This window comes from Burkholderia sp. Tr-20390, assembly GCF_017104595.1.
GTDB lineage: Bacteria > Pseudomonadota > Gammaproteobacteria > Burkholderiales > Burkholderiaceae > Burkholderia.
Genome location: NZ_JAAGPC010000055.1, coordinates 26538 through 48784 on the forward strand (window position 1 = coordinate 26538; position 22247 = coordinate 48784).

Consider the following 22247-nt stretch of genomic DNA (forward strand, 5'->3'; position numbering starts at 1 on the left):
CCTGTCAGCACGCTGACAGGGGCTCGGCGGCGATGTGATGAAAGCCTTCGGCCGAGTCGACGCGTGCATTCCGGTGCACTCAGCTCATCGAGTTCATCCATCGGCCCGGTACATCAGCACATCAAGCATCAACGCATCGACGCATCCCGCGCATTCGCGTGAACGCAACCCTTGGCCGCTACGCACGCACGACCGTCACCCCGGCCGCCTCGATCGGCTTCGTCAGCGCGGCGTCGGTTTCCTTTTCGACCACGACGGTATGCGCCAGCGTGAGCTCGCCGATCACGAACTGCGACGCCGCGCGCAGCTTCGACTGCGACGCGAGCACGACCGTCTCGGCCGCGCGTTCGGCGAGCGCGCGCTTGATCGCCGCTTCCTCGAAATCGCCGGTGCTGAGCCCCGCGACCGGATGTACGCCCGTGACGCCCATGAAGTACAGGTCCGCATGAATGCGCGCAATGCCCTCCATCGCCGCCGCGCCGACGGCCACGATCGAATGCTTGTAGAGCCGCCCGCCGATCAGGATCACATCGATCGACGGATGCGCGGCGAGCGCCACCGCGACACTCGGGCTGTGCGTGACGATCGTCGCGCGCAGATCGGCCGGCAATTGGCTGACGAGCAGCGCCGAGGTCGTGCCGCCGTCGACGATCGCCACCTGGCCGGGTGCGATCATCTCCGCGGCCCGCCGCGCGATGCGCCGCTTCTCCGCCGTCTCGAGCGCCTCGCGCTGCGCGAACGGCGCAACGGCGGGCGACGCCGGCAGCGCACCGCCATGCACGCGCTGCAGCAGGCCTTCGGCCGCAAGCTCACGCAGGTCGCGGCGGACAGTATCTTCGGACACGCCGAATTGCGCGCTCAGTTCGACTGCCAGCACCTGGCCGTCGCGCGCGAGTGCGTCGAGGATCGCTTTCTTGCGTTGTGTCGTCAGCATCGTGTTTGCACGAATTTTCTTGAAGTTGCACGAATATGCACGCTACCATGGACGCCGTCTTTTGTCGAACCGGAGGCTGGGATGGCTGCAACGCGAGACCGTGTCCGCATCGTCGATACGACGGTGCTGTCCGATGACTGGTATGTGCTGAAGAAGGTGACGTTCGATTTCCTGCGCCGCGACGGAACGTGGCAGCGCCTGAGCCGCGAGACCTACGATCGCGGCCATGGCGCGACCATCCTGCTGCGCAATGCCGGGACGGGCGACGTGCTGCTGACGCGGCAGTTCCGGATGCCGGCGTTCGTCAGCGGGCACGACGGCATGCTGCTCGAGGCTGCTGCCGGCCTGCTCGACGACGCGACGCCCGAAGCGCGCATCCGCGCGGAGGCCGAAGAGGAGACCGGCTATCGCGTGCGCGGCGTACGCAAGGTGTTCGAGGCATTCATGAGCCCCGGCTCGGTGACGGAGAAGCTGCATTTCTTCGTCGGCGAATACGATGCGTCGCTGCGCACCGGCGACGGCGGCGGCGTCGCGGAAGAGGGCGAGGATCTCGAGGTCGTCGAGATGCCGCTGCAGGCCGCGCTCGACGCGATCGAGCGCGGCGAGATCGTCGATGCGAAGACGATCATGCTGCTCCAGTACGTCGCGCTGCGGGAAACCGCCGGCGCGCGCACGGCATGACGCCGCTGCTCGTGCTGGTCGCCGGCCCCTATCGCAGCGGCACGGACGGCGACCCCGCGCGCATCGCCGCGAACCTGCACCGCCTGGAGGCGGCGGCGCTTGCCGTGTATCGCCGCGGACACGTGCCGATGATCGGCGAATGGGTTTCGCTGCCGCTCGCCGTTGCGGCCGGGTCGCGACAGGTCGGCGACGCGATCAGCGAGACGTTCCTGTATCCGGCCGCGCACCGGCTGCTGCGCCGCTGCGATGCGGTGCTGCGCATCGACGGCGCGTCGCGCGGGGCGGACACGGACGTCAGTCTCGCAAGACAGCTCGGCAAGCCGGTCTATTTCGCGGCGGACGACATTCCGGTCGCGCAGGACGATCCGGATAGCTGATCAGGCGGGGAGGCGGCCAGCCGGAGCGCCGCCGGCCGCCCTCGGTATCGGCCGGCTGACTGCATCACTCTGAGCCGGGCGAGCACCGGGTCAAGCCGTTGCATTGCGCATGCCGCGCCGCGCGCGAACCGGCGTATGATCGCGACGCCACCCGCGCACCGCCCGACGCTACCTCCGTCACATCATGCCGCTTTCCTATTCCGCTGACGCCACCGCTGCTGCCGCCGCGCAACTGCCAGCCGATCTCGTCGCTGCCGCCGTCGCCGCGCTCGCGCGTGCCGACGCCTTGCTCGTGACGGCCGGCGCCGGTATTGGCGTCGATTCCGGGCTGCCCGATTTTCGCGGCACGGACGGCTTCTGGCGTGCGTATCCGGCGCTGCGCCACGAGCGTTTCGAATTCCACGAGATCGCCTCGCCGCATGCATTCCGGGCACGCGCTCCGCTCGCGTGGGGCTTCTACGGGCACCGTCTCGCGCTTTACCGCGCGACGGAGCCGCATGCGGGCTTCGCGATCCTGCGCCGCTGGATCGACGCGATGCCGAACGGCGGCTTCGTGCTGACGAGCAACGTCGACGGCCAGTTCCAGAAAGCCGGCTTCGATCCGGCGCGGATCGTCGAGATCCACGGTTCGATCCACGCGATGCAGTGCCTGCGCCCCTGTTCGGACGACACGTGGGAGGCGGTGCCGTTCGTGCCGGACGTCGACGAAGCCACCTGCCGCCTCGTCGGCGACATGCCGCGTTGTCCGCATTGTGGCGGCCTCGCGCGGCCGAACATCCTGATGTTCGGCGACACCGGCTGGCTCGGGGCGCGTTACGACGCGCAGGAGCGTGCGCTGGAAGATTGGCTCGCGCAGGCCGGGCGCGTCGCCGTGGTCGAGATCGGCGCGGGCACCGCGATCCCGACCGTGCGCCTGCTGGGCGAACGGCTCGGCGCCGACGTGATCCGCATCAACGCACGCGAAGCGCATGCGCGCCGGGCGGACGTGATTGGCCTGAAGGGCGGTGCGCTGGCGACGCTGAGCGCGCTCGACGCAGCCTGGCAACGCGCGTGAGCCTGCGGGCGGGCTCACGACCCGAACGCCCCGAACGGGCCGGCATCCCGCAGCCGGTCGCCGTTGCAGGTGCGCGGCGAATCCGCATACAGTTCAGCGTGTGCCGCCCGCGCACGCGCGATCGGCGTCCGGGAGCGGACCTCGCCCCGGGCAACCGGGGGCCGGCGGCTGACTCCAGCCGCATCTTCGACCGGGAGCGCCCTTGTTCTATTCGATCGTCGCGATCTTCGTCGGCGCCGGGCTCGGCGCGTTGCTGCGCTGGTTCCTGAGTCTCGCGCTCAACGAATTCTTTCCCGCCGTGCCGCTCGGCACGCTCGCCGCGAACCTGATCGGCGGCTACGTGATCGGTATCGCCGCCGTCGTGTTCACGACCCGCGTCGGGCTGCCGCCCGAATGGCGGCTGTTCGTGATCACGGGCTTTCTCGGCGGCCTCACGACGTTCTCGACCTATTCGGTCGAAGTGATGACGCATGCGGTGCAGGGCGAATTCGGATGGGCGTTTGCGGTGGCTGCCCTACACTTGACTGGATCGTTCGCGCTGACGGCGCTCGGCATGTGGACCGCGCGCGCGTGGCTCGCGGCGGCCTGAGCGCGCCGCCATCGGAGGGTGCGATGGACAAGATCTTCCTGCGCTTCTACGTGCACGAGAAGCACCGGCTGCACTGGAAGCCGCTGTGGGAATGGCTGCTGGAGGAAGCGAACCGGATGGGCGTCGCGGGCGGTTCCGCGTTTCGCGCGATGGCCGGGTTCGGTCAGCATCGCGTGCTGCACGAGGACCGCTTCTTCGAACTGCAGGGGTCGCTCGCGATCGAGATCGAATTCATCGTCACCGAGGACGAGGCGCAGCGCTTGCTCGAGCGGTTGTCGCACGAGAAGGTGCGCGTGTGCTACGCGATGATGCCGGCGCGCTTCGGCGTGATCGACACGCTCGGCGGACCGCCGGCGCAGGGGCCGGCGGCGTAAGGGGTGACGTTGGCGTCAGATGCCGAACATCGTCAGCGACACGGCGGCGCGCGTGACGACCATCAGCAGCACCTGCACGATCACGAACAGCAGGATCGGCGACAGGTCGATGCCGCCGAGGTTCGGGATGATGCGGCGCAGCGGGTTCAGGAACGGCGCGGTGAGCTGGTAGAGGATCGGCATCGCCGGCGAGCGCGGGTTGAGCCACGACAGCAGCGCCATCAGGATCGTCATCCAGATCACGAGATTGAGCGCCCACTTCACGACGGTGAGCAACGCGACCACGACAAGCGTCGCGATCACCGCGGCCGGGTCGAAGCCGGCCATCACGACCATCAGCACGACGTAGACGAGCGCGGTGAGCAGCGCGGCGACGACGCTGGCCCAGTCGATGCCGCGCACGCCCGCGATCACGCGGCGCAGCGGCAGCACGAGCCAGTTGGTCGCCTGCAGCACGGCCTGCGTGACGGGGTTGTACGGTGGCACGCGGACGGCCTGCATCCAGACGCGCAGGATCAGCGCGGCGCCGAACAGCGTGAAAACGGTATTGAGCAGAAAACGGGCGATCTCGCCGAACATCGTTGGCATCCTTTTTAGTCAGTAGCGTGCGGCCGCCAACGCCGGATGGCGGCGCATCGGCCGACACATTATCACGCCTCGTCTTGCGACGGGGAGGGGTGTGCGGCGGTGCGCGCGAGCGACGTTTCGACGGCTTCGGCGAGCGCCGGCAGCGATGCCGGCGGCGTGGCGCGCTGTGCCGCGAGCGCGATCGCGCGGCGGGTCAGCAGCGCGTACAGCGTCGCGTGATCGCCGCCGCGCGTTTCAAGCAGTGCCAACTGGCGTTCGACGATGCCCGTGTCGCCGCGCGATACCGGGCCGGAGAGCGCGTTCGCGAGCCCCTTGTCGCGGGCGGTCTCGATCGTGCCGGCCAGCATCGGCAGCAGTGCGCGCAGCGCGGCGTCCTCGTCGAAACCGAGGCCGCGCCACAGCTCGACCGCTTCCGCCAGCCCGCACAGCGCGAAGCTCGCCGCGTAGTGCGCGGCTGCGTGATAGAGCATCCGGCCGCCTGCCGGAATCGACAGCGGATGGCAGCCGAGTGCGGCAGCAAGTCGCAGCAGCGTCGCGTGCAACGCGCCGTCGGCTTCGATCGTGACCGAGCAGCCGTCGATGCGGGCGAGGTCGGCGTCAGTGCCGCCGAACAGGTAGAGCGGATGGAAGCCGCCGGTGGCCGCGCCTTGCCGTTTCGCCGGATCGAGCAGGGCGACCGCCGACGCGCCGCTGCAGTGAACGACGGCTTGCTGCGCAGCGCGCGACGCGTCGAAGTGCAGCGCGGCGGCGGCTGACGCGAGATGGTCGTCGGGCACGGTCAGGAAGATCAGGTCGGCGGCGTCGGCAACCTGCTGCGGCGTGTCGACCGCCTGGCAGCCGTCGATGCGCGCGGCGAGCGCCGCGGCCGACGCGGGCGTGCGGCTCGCGATCGCGACGACCGGAAAGCCGGCCCGCGCGAAGCGTTGCGAGACGCAGCGCGCGAGACGGCCGGCGCCGATAAAGCCGAGGCGGGGTGTATCGGGAACGGACATGGCGGTGGATGTAAGCGAAAACGAAGCAACCGCCAGTATCGCAGGAATGACCGCGGGGCCGTGAAAGGGGGGCTTCTGCCCGGGACGTGACTTGGCTTATCGGTATGCGGCGCTATCTCGGCGCGCGTTTCACCGCCCGGCACCGCGGTCGATTCATGATCGGAGAATCCGACCCCGAAACATATCGCCCCCGTATCCGGCTTGAAATGTCGGCATCTTGTCTCAAATTTGTAATCGTTCATTACGGTTGCGTGCCCGCCGCGTGCGCCGTATCCGGTAAGACTGACCGGTCATGATGTTGCGACCCGATTCGTCGGACGGAGTCGCGCGACCGGCAAGGGGCGCCGCAGGCGCCGCGAGCCACGCCGCGCGGCGGCTCCGGCCACGTGCGATTGCAATTTGCAACAAATGCACGGTACGCGAGGAGCGGGTTTTCGCTACATTGCTTCCATGCGACGTGCACGCCCGCCGTTGCCGACAGGGGCGCATAAAATACCGCTCCAGCAGGAGAATCGAAGTGAAAAAGCTCATTCCGTTCATCGCCGCCGCCGCGCTGGGCCTGGGTGCCGCAAGCGCTGCGCAGGCTCACGTGTCGATCGGGGTCGGCATCGGTATCCCGGTCGCGCCCGCGTATCCCGTCTATGCACCGCCGCCGCCCGTGTACTACGCGCCGCCGCCTCCGCCCGTCTATTACGCACCGGCGCCGGCCTACTACGCGCCGCCGCCCGCCGTGGTCGTCGGCGGCTATGGTGGCTACTACGGTCGCCCGTACTGGCGTCACGGTTACGGCGGCTGGGGCCATCACGGCTGGCGTCGCTGATTCGTGCCGCGCGGCCTGGCCGCGCGTGGCAAAACGGCGCAACGTCCCGCAAGGGGCGCTGCGCCGTTTTTTCTTTGGACCCACCGCCAGACCTCGGTGAGGCCGACTTCGATTACACCGCGTGCACGATCAGGTCGCGGTAGCCGCCGACGATCACGCTGTACGAGAAATACGCGAACAGCAGCGCCGACGCGACATGACACGCGCGCATCAGCCCGGCACCCGCGCGCTTGCGGCCCTGGCTTGCGAGCGTGCACATGAAGAGCGTCCACGCGAGGCCGCCGAGGAAAAAGCCCGACAGGAACACCGACGCGGTGGCCGGCGTGGTCGCGCCGGCCTTCGCGATCAGCGCGCCGCCGACCGCCGCGAACCACAGGATCGCGCTTGGCGACGACATCGCGAGCAGCATCCCGCGCAGGAAGCTGCGCCGTGCGCTGGCGCGCGGCGGCGGCGTGTCCTGGGCGTCGTCGCCGGCCGTCTTCGCCGGCGTGAGCGCTTCACGCGCCATCTTCCACGTGAGGAACAGCAGCACGGCGCCGCCGCCGATCCATACGATCCAGCGCACCGGCTCGAACTGCAGCAGCACGGCCATCCCGCCAAGCGCGAGCGCCGCATAGACGAGATCGCCGACGCACGAGCCGATGCCGAGCCAGAAGCCCGGCCGGAAGCCGTGCGACAGCGTCAGCGACAGCATCGCGACATTGACGAGGCCGATGTCGAGGCACAGCGACAGCGACAGAAAGAAGCCGTCGGACAGCATGGAGGCGGGCGGAAAGATCATCTTCGATGTGCGTGTCGCGATGGCGGTCCACGGGCCGGCAGGCGCCGGCCGCATGGCGTCAGAGGCCGATCTCCTGCCAGAGCCGGTCGACGCGCGCCTTCACGGCCGCATCCATCTCGATCGGGCGCCCCCATTCGCGGCTGGTCTCGCCGGGCCACTTGTTGGTCGCGTCGAGCCCCATCTTCGAACCGAGGCCGGCCACCGGCGACGCGAAATCGAGATAGTCGATCGGCGTGCTGTCGACCATCACGGTGTCGCGCACGGGGTCGACACGCGTCGTGATCGCCCAGATCACTTCCTTCCAGTCGCGGATGTTCACGTCTTCGTCGACGACCACGATGAACTTCGTATACATGAACTGCCGCAGGAAGCTCCACACGCCGAACATCACGCGCTTCGCGTGGCCCGCGTAGCTCTTCTTCATCTGGACGATCGCCATCCGGTAGCTGCAACCTTCTGGCGGCAGGTAGAAGTCGGTGATCTCGGTGAACTGCTTCTGCAGCAGCGGCACGAACACCTCGTTGAGCGCGACGCCGAGCACGGCGGGCTCGTCAGGCGGCTTGCCCGTGTAGGTCGAGTGGTAGATCGCGTCGCGGCGCATCGTGATGCGCTCGACGGTGAACACCGGGAACCACTCCTGCTCGTTGTAATAGCCGGTGTGGTCGCCGTACGGGCCTTCGAGCGCGTGCTCGTACTTGGCGGACGCATTGCCGGCCGGGCGCGGCGGTGCGCCGGCCGGAGCCGGGGCAGGGCTGCCTTCCTGCGGATAAATGAAGCCTTCGAGCACGATCTCCGCGCGTGCGGGCACCTGCAGCGTGTCGACGCCGGGCGTCAGGCACTTCGCGAGCTCCGTGCGGCTGCCGCGCAGCAGGCCGGCGAACTGGTATTCGGACAGCGAATCGGGCACGGGCGTCACCGCGCCGAGCGTCGTGGCCGGATCGGCGCCGAGCACGACCGCGACCGGGTACGGCTTGCCGGGGTTCTGCAGCGCGAATTCGCGGAAGTCGAGCGCGCCGCCGCGATGCGCGAGCCAGCGCATGATCAGCTTGTTGCGGCCGATCAGCTGCTGACGGTAGATCCCGAGGTTCTGCCGCGACTTGTTCGGCCCGCGCGTGACCGTCAGCCCCCACGTGACGAGCGGCCCCGCATCGCCGGGCCAGCAGGTCTGGATGGGCAGCCGGTTCAGGTCGACGTCGGCGCCTTCCCAGACGATCTCCTGGCACGGCGGCGACGACACGGATTTCGGCGCCATGTCCCACACGGCCTTCGCGAGCGACAGCAGCTTGCCGGCGTCCTTCAGGCTCTTCGGCGGATCGGGTTCCTTCAATGCGGACAGCAGGCGCCCGAGATCGCGCAGCGAATCGAGCGCGGCGTCGTCGCCCGCATCCACGCCCATCCCGAGCGCGACGCGGCGCGGCGTGCCGAACAGGTTGCCGAGCACCGGGAAATCGTAGCCGGTCGGCGCGTTGAACAGCAGCGCAGGGCCGCCGGCGCGCAGCACGCGGTCGCACAGCTCGGTCATTTCGAGCACGGGCGACACGGGCTGCGTGACGCGCCGCAGTTCGCCAAGCGCCTCGAGGCGCTGGATGAAATCGCGTAAGTCTTTGTATTTCATGAAGATGGTCCGGGCCACCCGCCAGGCGGGCAGCGATGGGTGGGCGCAGCGGCCGGCTGCGACCCCGAATCGACCGACGATTTTACCCGCGCGGGCGCATGCCCGCCCGGCGGTGAAAAAAGTCGACCGCGCGCAAACCCCCTACGGCACGGGGATTGCGTTCTGAAGAGTACCGGTAAATTACTTTTTGTTATAATTTCAAGGTTTTATAGTGTTGACGATCTATAAAACCCTGCTAGAATCCGCTCACATTGGCTGCAGGGTAAAAGGCTTCGAGCCGCCAATCACCGATCTTTGACGCAGCGCGTCACCGTCCGCCGAATCCTGCACGGCGTATCCGACGGCCTTAGTCGTAGTCTCAGCCAGCGCCACCAGACGCTGGTTTTTTGCGTGGGTGCCACCGCGTATGCCCGCCTCGCCCAGTTTGCGAAGGTGCCGGCCCTCTTACACCGTGGCCTCGAACGGTACTTATACCGTTTCCCCGATGCTTGCACGCCCCAACCAAAGCGTGCGGCGTCGTGATTCCGCGGCGCGTTACCTGTCTCGCCATCGAGCTGAGCGAGCCGCACGAGTCATGTTCATGGGAGATGATCTGAATGAACGCTTGGTTATCGTGGCGTCCTAGTGAGCAGCATGCGCAATTCGTGCGCAGCATGCTGCGTCGCGGGACGCGTGTCAGTCACCATCTATTCAGCGTTGTCGGCTGTCTCGCTGTCGCAGTTGCGCTTGCACTGTGGCTGCTGCCAACCGTCCGCGGCACGCTGGCCGCGAAGCTGATGCCGGTCGTATCCGCGGCCGTGCAAGCCGGCCCGGCCCGTCTGCTGACCGGCCATCCGCTGCCGAACTTCGCGCCCGCCGGCGCGCAGCCGCAGCAGGAAGAGAACAGCCCCGAAACGGACGCGCTTGCGGTCGGCCTCGACGTCGCACCGGAAGCCGCCGCCGCGCAGGGCGACGCGTCCGACCCGGCCCGCAACGGCCCGTCGCCCGTCGCGCTGGCGAAGCTGATCCCGACCCAGCGCGTGGCGGCCGATGCGCGTGACGACCGTGCGCTCGCATCGAATCGCGAACAGGCGCTCGTCGCGACCTACCTGTCGCGCCGTTACCGCGTCGCCCAGGAGCCGCTCGGCCAGCTCGTCAAGGCTGCGTTCCAGACCGGCCGTGACGTCGGCCTCGATCCGCTGCTGCTGTTGTCCGTGATGGCGATCGAATCGGGCTTCAACCCGTACGCCGAGAGCGGCGTCGGTGCGAAGGGCCTGATGCAGGTCATGTCGAAGGTCCATTCCGACAAGTTCGAGTATTTCGGCGGCACCGATACCGCGCTGCAGCCGCTCGCGAACCTGCAGGTCGGCGCACTCGTGCTGAAGGACTGCATCGCACGCGGCGGCTCGCTCGCGAACGGCCTGCGCCTGTACAACGGCTCGACGAACCCCGACGACAACGGCTACGGTTCGAAGGTGATGGCCGAGCGTGGTCGCCTGCGTGACGTCGCGCGGGGTCGTAGCGTACCCGTCAATGCGCCGCAGGCGCCGGCGAAGCCGATCGTCACGGCTGCCGCCGTGACGGCAGCCGCAGGCGGCGCGAAGCGCGTGCATGCGACGCTCGAAACGGCGGCGAAGTCGACGGCATCGAAGGAAGCCACGTCGCAGGACGACGCGAGCGTCGATACCGCGAAGCAGCCGCACGGCGATCGTTCGGAGCTTGGCGCGTAACTCACGCACGGCTCCAGCCGGCAGGGCATGAAAAAGGCACCCGGATCGGGTGCCTTTTTGCTTTTGCGGGGTGCGGAATGGCCGCCGCACCGGCCGCGCGTCAGTGCTGCCCGAACAGTGTCGCGAGCCGGTCGACCGCTTCCTCGAGCCGCGAGTAGGCCGTCGCATAGGACAGGCGGATATAGTCACGCGGCGCATGGACACCGAAGTCCATGCCGGGTACCAGCACGACGCCCGCGTCGTGCAGCATCGCCGTCGTGAGCGCGGCGCTGTCGCCGGCCGCCGGGTGGGCGACGCCGCCGCAGTGCGCATACACGTAGAACGCGCCGTCCGGCATCACGGGCACCGTGAAGCCGAGCCGTTCGAGCGCCGGTGCGATGAAATCGCGACGGCGCTTGAATTCGAGCCGGCGGGCTTCGTAGATGTCGAGCGCGGCCGGCTCGAAGCACGCGAGCGCCGCGTGCTGCGCGAGCGCGGACGGGCAGATGAACAGGTTCTGCGCCAGCTTCTCGAACGTGCCGACCAGCGCGGGCGGCACCACCAGCCAGCCGAGCCGCCAGCCCGTCATGCTGAAATACTTGGAGAAGCTGTTCACGGTGACGACGTCGTCGCCGAACGACAGCGCCGACACGGGCGCCGCGTCGTAGCTGAGCCCCTGGTAGATTTCGTCGACGATCGTGAAGCCGCCGCGTGCGCGCACGGCTTCGACGATCCGCTTCAGTTCGTCGGGTTCGAGCGACGTGCCGGTCGGGTTCGACGGCGACGCGAGCAGCACGCCGCGCGTGCGGTCGCCCCAGCGTGTGCGGACGTCATCCTCGGTGAGCTGGAAGCGCGCATCCGGGCCGCTCGGCACGAGCACCGCGCGGCCTTCGGCCGCGGCGACGAAGTGCCGGTTGCACGGATACGACGGGTCGGGCATCAGCACCTCGTCGTCACGCCCGACGAGCGCGAGGCACGCGAGCAGCAGCGCGGCCGACGCGCCGGCCGTCACGACGATCCGTTCCGGACTGATCGTGAGGCCGTAGGCGCGTGCGTAGTGCGCGGCGATCGCCTCGCGCAGCGGTGCGATGCCGAGCGCGCTCGTATATTGGGTGACGCCACGGCGCAGCGCGGCCGCGGCCGCTTCGACGACTGGCTCCGGCGCAGTGAAATCCGGCTCGCCGATGCCCATGTGGATAACATCGCGCCCGGAGGACTCGAGACGCTGTGCCTCCTTCATCAGTTCCATCACGTAGAAGGGCTGGATCGCGTCGACGCGTGCGGCGAGTCTGACGAGCGAATCGGTGGCGGTATTCATCGGGCGGGCAGGGCGAGGGAGGCGGGGCAAAAGAAAAAACGGGCGCATGCGCGCCCGTTCCGGACCAACGGGTTCAGCCGTTGCGGCGCGCCTGCGTTTCGGCGGGGCGCAGCTTCGCGGCGAGCTTGTCGAGCACGCCGTTCACGTACTTGTAGCCGTCGGAGCCGCCGAACGTCTTCGCGAGTTCGACGGCTTCGTTGATGATCACGCGGTACGGCGTTTCGACGTGGTGCGTGAGCTCGAACGTGGCGATCAGCAGCACGGCGCGTTCGACCGGCGACAGCTGGTCGATCGGGCGATCGAGCGACGGCGTCAGCGCTTCGACGAGCGTGGCGTGCTCGCGGATCACGCCGTGCAGGATCGCGTCGAGCAACTCCTTGTCGGCCTTGTCGTAACCGAGCGCGCCGCGCAGTTGCGCGTCGATCTCACCGGAGGACGCGTTCGACAGCAGCCACTGGTACAGCCCCTGCGTCGCCAGCTCGCGCGATTGTCGGCGGGCGCTCTTCTTCATGCGCGCTCCTCTTCGTCGTCTTCCTCTTCTTCGTCCTCGTCGTCATCGCCGAGCTGGTCGAGGGCCATCGTCAGGTTGGCCATCTCGACGGCGACGCGTGCGGCGTCACGACCCTTTTCGGTCATGCGCGCGACGGCCTGCTCGTCGTTTTCGGTCGTCAGGACCGCGTTCGCGATCGGCAGGTTGAAGTCGAGGCCGATGCGGGTGATGCCCGCGCCGCTCTCGTTCGACACGAGTTCGAAGTGGTAGGTCTCGCCGCGGATCACCGCGCCAAGCGCGATCAGCGCGTCGAACTGGCCGCTTTCCGCGAGCTTCTGCAGCGCGAGCGGGATTTCCAGCGCGCCGGGCACCGACACGAGCAGCACGTCTTCACCGGTAACGCCGAGGCGTTCCAGTTCCTCGACGCACGCGTCGGCGAGGCCGTTGCACACGGGCTCGTTGAAGCGCGATTGCACGATGCCGATACGCAGGCCGTCGCCTTCGAGATTCGGTTGGTATTGTCCGATTTCCATGATCTTGTCCGTGGTGTGGATGAACGGTTATAGGGCGAAAGCGCCGTGGCGGGTTACGCGTTGGACGCCGGGCAGGACTTGGCTTCGCCGCCGGGCATCGGAATGAAGCCCGTGACTTCCAGGCCGTAGCCGGACATGCTGCCCAGCTTGCGCGGATTCGACAGCACCTGCATCTTGCTGACCCCGACATCGCGCAGGATCTGCGCGCCGATGCCGAACGTCTTGAAATCAACCGGCCGGCGCTTGAGCACAGCGGCCTTTTCTTCCTCGTCGAACGCCTTGAAGACGTCGATCAGGTGTTCCTTCGTGTCGCCGCAGTTGAGCAGCACGATCACGCCGAGGTCGCGCTCCGCGATTTCGCGCATCGCGGCGTCGAGCGTCCACGAGTGCGTCGACACGCCCGTCTCGAGCAGGTCGAGCACCGACAGCGGCTCGTGCACGCGCACCGGCGTATCGACGTCCGGCGACGGCGTGCCGCGCACCAGCGCGATGTGCGGCGAGCCGCTCGGCTGGTCGCGGTACAGCACCGCGCGGAACGTGCCGTGCGCGGTCTGCATCGTACGCTCGGCGATCCGCTCGATGATCGATTCGGTGCGGCTGCGGTACTGGATCAGGTCGGCGATCGTGCCGATCTTCAGGTTGTGTTCCTGCGCGAACTCGATCAGGTCGGGCAGGCGCGCCATCGTGCCGTCGTCCTTGATGATCTCGCAGATCACCGCGGCCGGCGTGAGGCCCGCCAGCGCGGTGAAGTCGCAACCGGCCTCGGTGTGGCCCGCGCGCACGAGCACGCCGCCCGGCTGCGCCATGATCGGGAACACGTGGCCCGGCTGCACGATGTGCTCGGGGCGCACGTCATGCGCGACCGCCGTGGCGATCGTGTGCGCACGGTCGGCGGCCGAGATGCCGGTCGTCACGCCTTCGGCCGCTTCGATGCTGACCGTGAACGCGGTGCCGTACTGCGTGCCGTTGCGGTAGGTCATCAGCGGCAGGTGCAGCTGCTTGCAGCGTTCCTGCGTCAACGTCAGACAAACCAGGCCGCGGCCGTACTTGGCCATGAAGTTGATCGCTTCCGGCGTGACGAATTCGGCGGCGATCACGAGGTCGCCCTCGTTTTCGCGGTCTTCTTCGTCGACCAGGATCACCATCCGGCCGGCTTTCAGCTCGGCGATGATGTCGAGCGTGGAGGCGAGCGTCATAAGGGGGCGTGAAAGAGGAAAGTGCGTATTTTACGCCAGCCGGACGACGTTTCGGCTGGCGTGGACCGCGCGCGACCGGCGAGCGCTCCGGAAAGCGCTGCGGCCGGCCTGCGCGGCAGGCCTGGTGGGGCCGCCGCGCAATGGCTGCATGCGCGTGCGGACAGTGGCGGGCCGGGCTTTGCCCGGCCGCGCGTCACGCGTGCTGGTCGCGCCCGCCCAGGTAGTCGAGCTTGCCGAGCTCGACGCCGCTGTGGCGCAGGATGTCGTACGCGGTCGTCACGTGGAAGAAGAAGTTGGGCAGCACGAAGTTCAGCAGGTACGACTGGCCGGTGAACTCGATCGGGCCGACGCGCATCTTCAGCACGATCTGGCGCGCCTCGCTGCCGTCGATCTGCGCGGCGTCGAAGCTTTTCAGGTAGTCGATCGTCTTCTGGATGCGGGCGTGCAGTTCGTCGAAGGTCTGCTCGACGTCCGGGTAGCTGGGGATATCGACATCGGCGAGGCGCGCGGCGCAGCCCTTGGCCGTGTCGGTCGCGATGTAGACCTGGCGGACGAGCGGCAGCATGTCCGGGTACAGGCGGGCGCCGACGAACACCGACGGATCGATCTGCTTTTCGGCCGCATGCGCCTGCGCCTTGCCGAGAATGTGCTGAAGATTGGTCAGGCCACGGATCAGGACAGGCACCGAGGCCTGATACATCGAAATGGACATGGGGACGACTCCTTGAGGAAGAGGGTGACCAATACGCGGCCGCGCCGTGCGTTGCGGCGCCGGAACCGCTGTCGACGCATCTTAGCGCGGCGGCATGACCCGTGCGCGTCGTTGGCCATTCGGCCAGCTGTCGGTGCAGGTGGGCGAGCGGCGGCGCGGCGAGAAATGGGGTGTGAACAATCCGCGTCGTCCCGACGCGATGGGCGACATGCGTCGCGCGGGGGGCTCGACCGGCGACCCACAGAACGAGGTGTGCGAGGGCGGCGCCCCGGCCACGACGGGCCGAACCGCCCGTCCGCGGCTGACGATCAGTCCTGATGCATGCCTTGCGACGACGACAGCATCCGTTCGACGTAGCGCGCGATCATGTCGACTTCGAGATTGATCTTGCCGCGACAACGCCGGCAAACGTCGTGACGATCCCGTTCAGTGCGCGGCGTCGGGCGGCGCGAAGCGCGCGAGGATTCGCAGATCGTCGCCGACCCGCTCGAATCCGTGGAACGACAGCCGCGTACGCGCGTCGAGGTTCGCCGGCGCGGCGAGGTCGAACATGCCGGCCGCATCGGCGCCCAGCAGGCTCGGCGCGAGGTAGACGAGCAATTCGTCGACGCACTGCTCGCGCAGCAGCGAGCCGTTCAGCTTGTGGCCGGCCTCGACGTGCAGCTCGTTGACGCCGCGCGCGCCGAGCGCCGCCAGCATCGCGGGCAGGTCGACCTTGCCTTGCGCATTCGCGATCGGCACGATTTCCGCGCCACGGGACTTCAGCACGTTCGCGCGCACTTCGCCGGCGGCGTCGAGCCGGCCGCAGAAGATCAGCAGCGGCGCGCCTTCGAGCAGCCGCGCGTCGAGCGGCAGGTCGAGGCGGCTGTCCACCAGGATGCGCTGCGGCTGGCGCGGCGTGTCGATGCCGCGCACGGTCAGCAGCGGGTTGTCTTCACGCACGGTGCCGATGCCGGTGAGGATCGCGCAGGCGCGCGCACGCCATGCGTGCCCGTCGAGGCGCGCGGCCTCGCCGGTGATCCACTGGCTTTCGCCGGATGGCAGCGCGGTGCGGCCGTCGAGTGACGCGGCGGTCTTCATCCGCACCCACGGGCGGCCGCGCGTCATCCGCGATACGAAGCCGACGTTCAGTTCACCCGCTTCGTGCGCGAGCAGCCCGCAGCGCACATCGATGCCCGCGTCGCGCAGCATGCCGAGGCCGCGCCCCGACACCTGCGGGTTCGGGTCTTCCATCGCGGCGACGACCTTCGCGACGCGCGCTTCAATCAGCGCGTTCGCGCACGGCGGCGTGCGGCCGAAGTGGCTGCACGGCTCGAGCGTGACGTAGACGGTCGAGCCCGCGACGTCGTAGCCGCGCGCACGCGCGTCCTTCAGCGCCTGCACTTCCGCGTGATCCTGGCCGGCCGGCTGCGTGAAGCCTTCGCCGATCACGTCGCCGTCCTTGACGATCACGCAGCCGACACGCGGGTTCGGCGCCGTCGTATACATGCCGCGCGCGGCGAGCGCGAGCGCGCGCTGCATGTGGGCGAAATCGATATCCGAGAACATGCGCGCGGACCCGGGTCAGGCAGCGAGTGCCGCGAATGCGCGGCGCGCGGCCGCGAGCGTCGCGTCGATCACCGCGTCGTCGTGCGTGCTCGACACGAAGCCGGCCTCGTACGCCGACGGCGCGAAGTACACGCCTTCGTCGAGCATCAGGTGGAAGAAGCGGTTGAAGCGCTCGGTGTCGCTCTTCGTCACTTCGGCGAAGCTGGTCGGCACGCGTTCGGCGAAGTAGAGGCCGAACATCGCGCCGATCGAGTCGGCCGCGAACGGCACGCCGGCCGCACGCGCTTCGGCCGCGAGGCCGTCGGCGAGACGCTTGGTCTGCGCGGTGAGCGCGTCGTAGAAGCCGGGCGCCTGGATCAGCTGCAGCGTCTTCAGGCCCGCGGCGACCGCGATCGGGTTGCCCGACAGCGTGCCGGCCTGGTAGACGCCGCCGAGCGGCGCGAGGTGGGCCATGATGTCGCGGCGGCCGCCGAACGCGGCAGCCGGCATCCCGCCGCCGATCACCTTGCCGAGGCAGGTGAGGTCGGCCGTGATCCCGTAGTACGCCTGTGCGCCGCCGAGCGCGACGCGGAACCCGCACATCACTTCGTCGAAGATCAGCACGGCGCCGTGCTTCGTGCACAGCGCGCGCAGCGCGTTCAGGAATTCCGGCGTGCCGCGCACGAGGTTCATGTTGCCGGCGACCGGTTCGACGATCACGGCGGCGATCTCGTCGCCGAACGCGCCGAACGCTTCTTCGAGCGCGGCGACGTTGTTGTATTCGAGGACGGTCGTGTGCTTCGCGATGTCGGCGGGCACGCCGGCCGACGTCGGGTTGCCGAACGTCAGCAGGCCCGAGCCGGCCTTCACGAGCAGGCTGTCCGCGTGGCCGTGGTAGCAGCCTTCGAACTTGACGATGCGGCTGCGGCCCGTGAAGCCGCGCGCGAGACGCAGCGCGCTCATCGTGGCCTCGGTGCCGCTCGACACCATCCGCACCTGCTCGATCGACGGCACGAGCTTGCAGATTTCCTCGGCGATCTCGATCTCGGCTTCGGTCGGCGCGCCGAACGAGAAGCCGTCGGCGAGCACGTTCTGCACGGCCGACAGCACTTCCGGATGGACGTGGCCGACGATCATCGGGCCCCACGAGCCGATGTAGTCGATGTACTGCTTGCCATCGGCATCCCAGAAGTACGGGCCTTGTGCGCGCGCGACGAAGCGCGGCGTGCCGCCGACCGAACGGAATGCGCGCACCGGCGAGTTGACGCCGCCGGGAATGGTCTTCTGGGCGCGTTCGAAGAGGATCTGATTGTTGGACATGGACGAAACCTGCGAGAGAAGGGCGCGGGGGCCTGTGCACGGGCCGCGGCGCCTGGGCGGAACGATCGTCTGATTGTACCGGAGACGCGCGCGGCGGGCCCGCGGCGCGGTCTGCGGCGTATCGGCGCGCGAGGGATCGCGCGGACCGGGAAGGAAGAGCGGGCGATTCGGCCCCGTTATCGATCCGGCAACGGCGGCGGCTTGCGCTTGCCGGTCAGCTCGGCCCAGCGCTTCTCGAGCGGGCCTTCGACCATCGGCTTGATCACCGTGCCGGAGCTCTGGGCATCCCAGGTCTGCACCGAATACGGATGGACGCGCAGCGCGTCGCGCGCGATCACGACGTCCTGGTGCGCGTCGACCAGCCAGTCGTACACGAAGTCGATGCACAGCCGGTAGCCGCGCTTCGTCGACGGATCGGGCACCTCGTACGGCGAGCGCGTCACGTAGCCGGAGCCGAACACGCCCTTGGGCTCCTTCGCGACGCGATGCAGGAACACGCGGTCGCCCGGCAGGATGCCGCGCGCGAACCCGCAGCCCCACACGTCATGCACGGCCTCGCCGGCCTTCACGCGCGCGGCGACGTCGGGCAGTTCGGGCCACGGCCATTTCTTGGGGCTCCAGATCAGCAGGAAAGCGGTCATCGGTTCGGTCGTGCGGCGAATTGGTCAGACAAGAGGGGCGGGAAGCTGCAAGCTTAATCGAATCCCGGTGCTCGATCCCGCGCGGCGGGCGTCGCGCCGGTGTTTTCCCGCCAGCCGCGCACGCGGCCGCCAGCACGCAAAAAAGTTGCGCGTACAATCATGGGCCTGGGCGCGCCGTTCGCGGCGCGGCCTCCCGTCTTCACCGCCACGCGCGCCCCGATGCGCGCGGGCTCCATTCCGGATACCCATGTCTCACGTCATCCGACGCCGGCCCGATGCCCGGCTGATCCTGTTGCTCGGCGCGCTCGCCGCCTGCGGGCCGATCGCTACCGACATGTACCTGCCGAGCCTGCCGTCGATCGCCGCCGGCTTCTCCGTCAGCCCCGGCGCCGCGCAGCGCACGCTGACGAGCTTCATGGCCGGCTTCTCGGTCGGCATGCTGCTGTACGGCCCACTGTCCGACACGTGGGGCCGCCGCCCCGTGCTGCTCGGCGGCATCGCGCTGTTCACGCTCGCCAGCATTGGCTGCTTCGTGTCGACGTCGATCGACATGCTGATCCTCGTGCGCTTCCTGCAGGCGCTCGGCGCCGGCGCGGCGTCGGTGCTGTCGCGTGCGATCGCCCGCGACGCGCACGAGCCGACCGACGCGGCGAAGGTGCTGTCGATGGTGGCGATCGTCACCGCGGTCGGGCCGTTGCTCGCGCCGCTGATCGGCGGGCAGATCCTGCGCTTCTCCGGTTGGCGCGGCGTGTTCGTCGTGCTGGCCGTGTTCGGCGCGGTATGCGCGGCGACCGCGTACCTGCGCGTGCCCGAAACCTGGCCGAAGGAGCGGCGCAAGAGCGCGGCCGTGATCGCATCGTTCGCGTCGTACGGGCGCATCCTGTCCGACCCCGTCGCCTGGGGGCACATGCTGTGCGGCGGGATGGCGTTCGCGTCGATGTTCTCGTACATCACCGCCACGCCGTTCGTGTACATCGAGTATTTCCACGTGTCGCCGCAGCACTACGGGCTGCTGTTCGGCCTGAACGTCGTCGGCATCATGATCGGCAACTTCACGAACACGCGGCTCGTCGGCCGCCTCGGCTCGCTGCGCATCATCGCGGCCGCGTCGCTCGTGAGCTGCATCGCGTCGCTCGCGGTCGCGCTCGTCGCGCTGACGGGGTGGGGCGGGCTGTGGTCGATCGTCGTGTGCCTGTTCTTCGTCGTCGGCGTGGTCGGGATCCTGTCCGCGAACTGCACGACCGACCTCATGCATCGCTATCCACACAACGCGGGCGCGTCGGCGGCCGTGTTCGGCGCGATGCAGCTGGCGCTCGGCGCGCTCGCGAGCGTCGCGATCGGCGCACTCGCGGACGGCACGCCGTTCGCGATGGGCGTGACGATCGGCGTTGCGGGCGTGCTGTGTTTCGCCGGCCGCTACCTCGTGCTGCGCTGGCACGGGCGGCCCGTCAAGGCGGGCGCCTGATCCGCGGCCTGACGGCAAAATGAAAAACGCCACCGCGCGCGCTGCGCCGGTGGCGTTTTTGTCTCGAACGCGGAAAGCGGCTGCCGCCGCGCCGCGTCAATCCCGCGCGACGTCCTTCGCCGCCGGCGACGCGCCGTGGCTCAGCCAGTCGAGCACGTCGGCCGTTTCGTCGTCGCTCGCGCGTGCCCTCGCCTGCGCGACGGCCTCGGGCAGTTCGCCGTTCGTCGACGCACGGCGGATCGCGACGCCGACCGCGAGGATGTCGATCATCAGCAGATGCAGGATCCGCGAGATCATCGACAGCTGCGACTCGCGCATCTCGATGTGGTCGGTTTCGAGCGCGACGGTCGCGCGCTTCGCGAGCGGCGTGTTGCTCGACGTGATTGCGATCACCTTCGCGCCGGCCTGCATCGCGACGTCGAGCACGCGCAGCAGCTCGGGCGCGCGCCCCGACTTCGACACCGCGACGATCACGTCGCCCTTGCCGAGCAACGCGGCCGATGCGGCCTGCATGTACAGGTCGCCGTACGCGATCGTCGGGATCCCGAAGCGGAAGAACTTGTAATGCGCGTCCTGCGCGACGATGTTCGAGTTGCCGAGCCCGTAGAACTCGATGCGCCGCGCGCCGTTCAGGATCTCGATCGCGTTCTCGACGTGCTCGAAATTCAGGTGCTCGCGCAACTGCAGGATCGCGGACACCGTGTTGTCGAGCACCTTCGCGCCGAAGTCGGTGGCCGTGTCGCCGAGATGCACCTGGCTGTGGCTCATCGGGATCGTGCCGGTGAGGCCGGTGGCGAGCTTCAGCTTGAAGTCGGACAGCCCCTGGCAGCCGAGCGAGCGGCAGAAGCGGATCACGGTCGGCTGGCTCACGTCGGCCTTGCGCGCGATGTCGACGATCGGATCGTTGATGATCGAGCGCGGATGGTTCAGCGCGAGATCGGCGACGCGGCGCTCGGCCGGCGTCAGTGCGTCACGCATCTGGCGGATCCGTTCGAACACGGCCGACGACGCACCGCCCGAGCGGTTCGACAGCTGCTCCGCGAGGATCGCCGACACGCCGAGGAACGCCGGGTATTCGGCGGTGATCAGGTAGGTCGGGATGTTCTCGAGGTAGTGCGTGAAGCGGCCTTTCGCCTCGAAGCGCGCGCGGAACGACGAGCGCGTGAACAGTTCGCCGAGCTTCAGCGCGACGCCGCCGCCGATGTACACGCCGCCGAGCGCGCCGAGCGTCAGCGCGACGCTGCCCGCGAACGCGCCGAGAATCCCGCAGAAGCATTCGACCGTCTCGAGCGCGAGTGCGTCGCCCGCATGCGCGCGCTCGACGATCTCGACCGTGTCGACGGTCGCGGCCACGCGCTTCTTGTCGCGCGCGGCGAGCGCGCGATAGATGATCTCCATGCCGGGTCCCGCGCACACGCGTTCGAACGACACGTGCGGAAACTTCTTGCGCGCGTACTGCAGCACCAGGTCCTCGCGCTCGTCCTGCGGCGCGAACGATGCGTGGCCGCCTTCGCTGCCGAGCGCGATCCAGCGGTCGTCGGCCGGAATCAGCCCCGACACGCCGAGCCCGGTGCCGGGCCCGAGCAGCCCGATCACGCTGTTCTGGCGGCGCGCGCCGCCGCCGACCTGCACGCGTTGCGCATCGGTCAGGCCCGGCAGCGCCATGGCGAGCGCGGTGAAATCGTTGACGACGAGCAGCGTGTCGAAGCCGAGCGCGCGGCGCGTCGCCTCGATCGAGAAGCTCCAGTCGTGGTTGGTCATCGTGACCTGGTCGCCGTCGACCGGATTCGCGATCGCGATCGCCGCGTGGTTCACGCGGCTGATCTTCACATCCTTCAGATACTTGCGGATCGCGTCGGTGATCGTCGGATAGTCGGCGCCGGGATAGACGCGAATCTGCGTGATCTCGCCGGGGCCGGTTTCCAGCGCGAAGCGCGCGTTGGTGCCGCCGACGTCCGCGAGCAGGCGCGGGCCGTCGGCATGCTGACCCGCGACGACCGCCTTACTTTGCGCACCAGTAGACATCGAGCTGGGTCCCCTTGTCGTTGGCCAGTTGGGAAATCGCGTTCTTCTGCAGCGATGCGGCCGCGGCGTCGAGCACCGCGCGCTTGCGTTCGCCCGCGATCAGCAGGAACAGCCGGTCGACGCGCTTGAGCGCATCGAGCGAGAAGCTCACGCGCGCATGCGGCGCGGCGCCGGGATGGACGGCGACGAAACGCTCGGGCGTCGTGATCGCGTGATCCCATTCGGGCGCATCGGCGAAGATCGACGCGGTATGGCCGTCCTCGCCCATGCCGAGCACCGCGACGCTCGGCACGCGGTAGTCGGCGTTCGCGTTCAGCGCGGCGACGTGCGCGTCGAGCGCGGCGCGCGTGTCGACGAGCGGCAGGAAGCGGGCAGGGGCGGCGGCGTGCTGCAGCAGCGTGTCGCGCACGAGCTGCGCGTTGCTGGCTGCATCGTCCTCCGGCACCCAGCGGTCGTCGACCAGCGTCACGTCGACGCCGGCCCAGTCGAGCGCCGCGTGCGACAGCGTGTGCAGGAACGGGCGCGGG

At 68.7% G+C, this 22247-nt stretch carries 23 protein-coding genes and 1 pseudogene; 8 read left to right on the forward strand and 16 right to left on the reverse strand.

Annotated features, from left to right (window positions below; genetic code table 11):
- Positions 1–178: 178 nt before the first annotated feature.
- On the reverse strand, positions 179–934 hold the full coding sequence (locus G3N98_RS17305) for a DeoR/GlpR family DNA-binding transcription regulator (protein ID WP_089450074.1): 756 nt from the start codon (positions 932–934) through the stop codon (positions 179–181).
- Between the two features lie 81 nt (positions 935–1015).
- On the opposite strand from G3N98_RS17305, the gene G3N98_RS17310 reads away from it, so the two are divergent.
- From G3N98_RS17310 to G3N98_RS17330, 5 genes are all read left to right on the forward strand, one after another.
- Entirely contained in the window at positions 1016–1615 is a 600-nt protein-coding gene (locus tag G3N98_RS17310; protein WP_089439421.1) for an NUDIX domain-containing protein, read from the forward strand.
- Complete coding sequence (locus G3N98_RS17315) at positions 1612–1992, forward strand: DUF4406 domain-containing protein (RefSeq protein WP_175240704.1); 381 nt, start codon at positions 1612–1614, stop codon at positions 1990–1992. The genes G3N98_RS17310 and G3N98_RS17315 overlap by 4 nt, the downstream gene beginning before the upstream one ends.
- A 184-nt stretch (positions 1993–2176) precedes the next feature.
- Positions 2177–3046 carry a Sir2 family NAD-dependent protein deacetylase gene (locus tag G3N98_RS17320; protein WP_206148759.1) on the forward strand — a complete coding sequence of 290 codons (870 nt, stop codon included), beginning with the start codon at positions 2177–2179 and terminating at the stop codon, positions 3044–3046.
- Between the two features lie 202 nt (positions 3047–3248).
- The gene (gene crcB / locus G3N98_RS17325) at positions 3249–3635 is read left to right on the forward strand and encodes a fluoride efflux transporter CrcB (protein ID WP_011351225.1); all 387 of its coding nucleotides are present in this window, start codon (positions 3249–3251) and stop codon (positions 3633–3635) included.
- Between the two features lie 23 nt (positions 3636–3658).
- Positions 3659–4009 (forward strand): DUF190 domain-containing protein, encoded by a 351-nt coding sequence (locus G3N98_RS17330; protein ID WP_089495250.1) that lies wholly within the window; start codon positions 3659–3661, stop codon positions 4007–4009.
- Positions 4010–4024: 15 nt separating this feature from the next.
- Here G3N98_RS17330 and G3N98_RS17335 read toward each other — a convergent pair whose 3' ends face one another.
- Positions 4025–4588: a YggT family protein gene (locus G3N98_RS17335; RefSeq protein ID WP_089425861.1), complete on the reverse strand. Its 564-nt coding sequence runs from the start codon at positions 4586–4588 to the stop codon at positions 4025–4027.
- Positions 4589–4659: 71 nt separating this feature from the next.
- Entirely contained in the window at positions 4660–5589 is a 930-nt protein-coding gene (locus G3N98_RS17340) for a DUF2520 domain-containing protein (protein ID WP_089472308.1), read from the reverse strand.
- A gap of 517 nt (positions 5590–6106) precedes the next feature.
- Here G3N98_RS17340 and G3N98_RS17345 point away from each other — a divergent pair.
- On the forward strand, positions 6107–6409 hold the full coding sequence (locus G3N98_RS17345) for a hypothetical protein (RefSeq protein ID WP_021157078.1): 303 nt from the start codon (positions 6107–6109) through the stop codon (positions 6407–6409).
- Positions 6410–6521: 112 nt separating this feature from the next.
- Here G3N98_RS17345 and G3N98_RS17350 read toward each other — a convergent pair whose 3' ends face one another.
- Positions 6522–7190, reverse strand: a complete 669-nt coding sequence (locus tag G3N98_RS17350) for a LysE family transporter (RefSeq protein WP_206148760.1) — start codon at positions 7188–7190, stop codon at positions 6522–6524.
- Positions 7191–7248: 58 nt separating this feature from the next.
- Entirely contained in the window at positions 7249–8805 is a 1557-nt protein-coding gene (locus tag G3N98_RS17355) for a UbiD family decarboxylase (RefSeq protein ID WP_089472310.1), read from the reverse strand.
- A 596-nt stretch (positions 8806–9401) separates the two neighbouring features.
- On the opposite strand from G3N98_RS17355, the gene G3N98_RS17360 reads away from it, so the two are divergent.
- Positions 9402–10514, forward strand: a complete 1113-nt coding sequence (locus tag G3N98_RS17360) for a transglycosylase SLT domain-containing protein (RefSeq protein WP_175240708.1) — start codon at positions 9402–9404, stop codon at positions 10512–10514.
- Between the two features lie 100 nt (positions 10515–10614).
- On the opposite strand, the gene G3N98_RS17365 is transcribed toward G3N98_RS17360, so the two are convergent.
- The 9 genes and pseudogenes from G3N98_RS17365 to G3N98_RS17400 form a co-directional block, all read right to left on the reverse strand.
- Positions 10615–11811, reverse strand: coding sequence for a pyridoxal phosphate-dependent aminotransferase (locus G3N98_RS17365; protein WP_039371039.1), 1197 nt, complete (start codon positions 11809–11811; stop codon positions 10615–10617).
- Between the two features lie 73 nt (positions 11812–11884).
- On the reverse strand, positions 11885–12322 hold the full coding sequence (gene nusB, locus G3N98_RS17370; RefSeq protein WP_021157083.1) for a transcription antitermination factor NusB: 438 nt from the start codon (positions 12320–12322) through the stop codon (positions 11885–11887).
- The gene (gene ribH / locus G3N98_RS17375; RefSeq protein WP_039371042.1) at positions 12319–12834 is read right to left on the reverse strand and encodes a 6,7-dimethyl-8-ribityllumazine synthase; all 516 of its coding nucleotides are present in this window, start codon (positions 12832–12834) and stop codon (positions 12319–12321) included. The genes nusB and ribH overlap by 4 nt, the downstream gene beginning before the upstream one ends.
- Positions 12835–12887: 53 nt before the next feature.
- A complete protein-coding gene (gene ribBA, locus G3N98_RS17380) occupies positions 12888–14030 on the reverse strand; it encodes a bifunctional 3,4-dihydroxy-2-butanone-4-phosphate synthase/GTP cyclohydrolase II (protein WP_089439431.1) in 1143 nt (380 codons plus the stop codon).
- A gap of 193 nt (positions 14031–14223) precedes the next feature.
- Complete coding sequence (locus G3N98_RS17385; RefSeq protein WP_206148761.1) at positions 14224–14742, reverse strand: DUF1993 domain-containing protein; 519 nt, start codon at positions 14740–14742, stop codon at positions 14224–14226.
- 308 nt (positions 14743–15050) lie between these two features.
- A pseudogene (locus G3N98_RS39825) lies at positions 15051–15131 on the reverse strand (riboflavin synthase); the annotation flags it as partial.
- 37 nt (positions 15132–15168) lie between these two features.
- Positions 15169–16290, reverse strand: a complete 1122-nt coding sequence (gene ribD / locus G3N98_RS17390) for a bifunctional diaminohydroxyphosphoribosylaminopyrimidine deaminase/5-amino-6-(5-phosphoribosylamino)uracil reductase RibD (protein WP_089424718.1) — start codon at positions 16288–16290, stop codon at positions 15169–15171.
- A gap of 15 nt (positions 16291–16305) precedes the next feature.
- Positions 16306–17589 (reverse strand): glutamate-1-semialdehyde 2,1-aminomutase, encoded by a 1284-nt coding sequence (hemL, locus tag G3N98_RS17395; protein WP_014897811.1) that lies wholly within the window; start codon positions 17587–17589, stop codon positions 16306–16308.
- 176 nt (positions 17590–17765) lie between these two features.
- Positions 17766–18230, reverse strand: a complete 465-nt coding sequence (locus G3N98_RS17400) for a hypothetical protein (protein ID WP_206148762.1) — start codon at positions 18228–18230, stop codon at positions 17766–17768.
- Positions 18231–18477: 247 nt separating this feature from the next.
- Here G3N98_RS17400 and G3N98_RS17405 point away from each other — a divergent pair, with 247 nt between their 5' ends.
- Positions 18478–19695 carry a Bcr/CflA family multidrug efflux MFS transporter gene (locus G3N98_RS17405; RefSeq protein ID WP_206148763.1) on the forward strand — a complete coding sequence of 406 codons (1218 nt, stop codon included), beginning with the start codon at positions 18478–18480 and terminating at the stop codon, positions 19693–19695.
- A 96-nt stretch (positions 19696–19791) separates the two neighbouring features.
- Here G3N98_RS17405 and G3N98_RS17410 read toward each other — a convergent pair whose 3' ends face one another.
- Together G3N98_RS17410 and pgl are read right to left on the reverse strand one after the other, a co-directional pair.
- On the reverse strand, positions 19792–21720 hold the full coding sequence (locus G3N98_RS17410) for a bifunctional transcriptional regulator/glucokinase (protein WP_089439434.1): 1929 nt from the start codon (positions 21718–21720) through the stop codon (positions 19792–19794).
- Positions 21698–22247, reverse strand: a 550-nt coding sequence (gene pgl / locus G3N98_RS17415) for a 6-phosphogluconolactonase (protein WP_206148764.1), incomplete at its 5' end; no start/stop codon positions are given. The genes pgl and G3N98_RS17410, both read right to left, overlap by 23 nt.